At 51.0% G+C, this 1,229-nt stretch carries 1 protein-coding gene; it reads right to left on the minus strand.

Annotated elements, in window-relative coordinates:
• Positions 1-11 precede the first annotated feature (11 nt).
• A protein-coding gene (locus tag AC3G2T_RS38675; RefSeq protein ID WP_488438814.1) for an IS630 family transposase occupies positions 12-1,153 on the minus strand; the annotation gives its coding sequence in 2 pieces (ribosomal slippage) (positions 12-709 and positions 709-1,153; 1,143 coding nt in all).
• Positions 1,154-1,229 lie beyond the last annotated feature (76 nt).

Genomic DNA, 1,229 nt, shown 5'->3' on the forward strand with positions numbered 1-1,229 from the left:
CTAGTACATCATCAGTCTTTAAATTGTGGATAAAGACGTTTTAATTTGATCCGGGCGTCAGAGGTAGTAAACTGCCAATCGACTCCCTTTTGACTCGAGTTGCGACCTTGCTCCCAGGCAGACAGCTCCTCGGATAATTCGTCGATAGAAGGAAACCGACGGCCTAAACACTGGCGGGTCATGACGCTGAGTTCTATCTCCGCAATGTTGAGCCAACTTCCATGCTTGGGGGTGTAGTGAATCTCCAGTCGTTTCGCCAAACGACGTGCTGTTTCCGGCTCAAACGCCTGATAGAGGGAAGCGATGGAATGCGTATTCAGGTTATCCATGACGAGCTTGACCTTCGGAGCATGGGGGTAGTGGACCTCCAGCAACTCTCGAACCTGCTCCGCCCAGTCGATTCGGGCTCGTTGCTTCCGTACCTCTACATGCCGCCAGCCCGCTAACGGCTCCGTAAAGATGAAAATGCTGCATGTCCCGTTTCGCTCGTATTCGCTGTCTTCCCTGAGTGGTTTGGCAGGTTTCATGGGAATCGGCTCCCGGACTTCATCGAGAAGTTGAAATGGTTTTTCGTCCATGCAAATGACGGGGCAATTGGCATCGTAGGGTTCATGATACACGTCCAGCACATCTTCCATCGCCGCTACGAACGCCGCGTTTTGCTCGGGCGGGATGCACCAACATTTCTTGAGGTGAGGCTTAAGTTCGCTTTTTTTAGAATACGATCTACCGTGTCGTAAGAGATGCTATCGATATACTGTAGTTCGACCGCTCGATCAGCAAGCAAACGCAGCGTCCAACGACTCCTTCCCGCAGGGGGTTCACTGCAACACAAGGCAATGATCTTCGCTTCCAATTCCCCGGTCACCTTCGGCGGATTGGGAGGAGTGGTCCGCTTCTTTCTTTCCAGGGAGGCTTGCAACCCTCGCTGCGCAAAGGCCTTACGAACCAGGTGGACGGTGTTGGTGTGAATGTGGAGCTGTTTGGCAATTTCGGTATCCGTAAGTTTGCCCTCCGGGCGATTTTCGTCCGCTCCGAGCAGGATTTGCGCACGTCTGATCGAACGGGCGGTTGCCTTTCCTTTGGAGCAGATGCCATGCAGCTTCTTTTGTTCATCAGGAGTTAATTGGACGGCATACTCTCGTTTTTTCATAGTCGATTCCTCTTTTTTCTTCGACTATATCATAATTTCCACATATTGACTATTTTAAATCTGATGCTGTACTAGT

It is taken from the genome of Paenibacillus sp. sgz302191, from assembly GCF_057749925.1.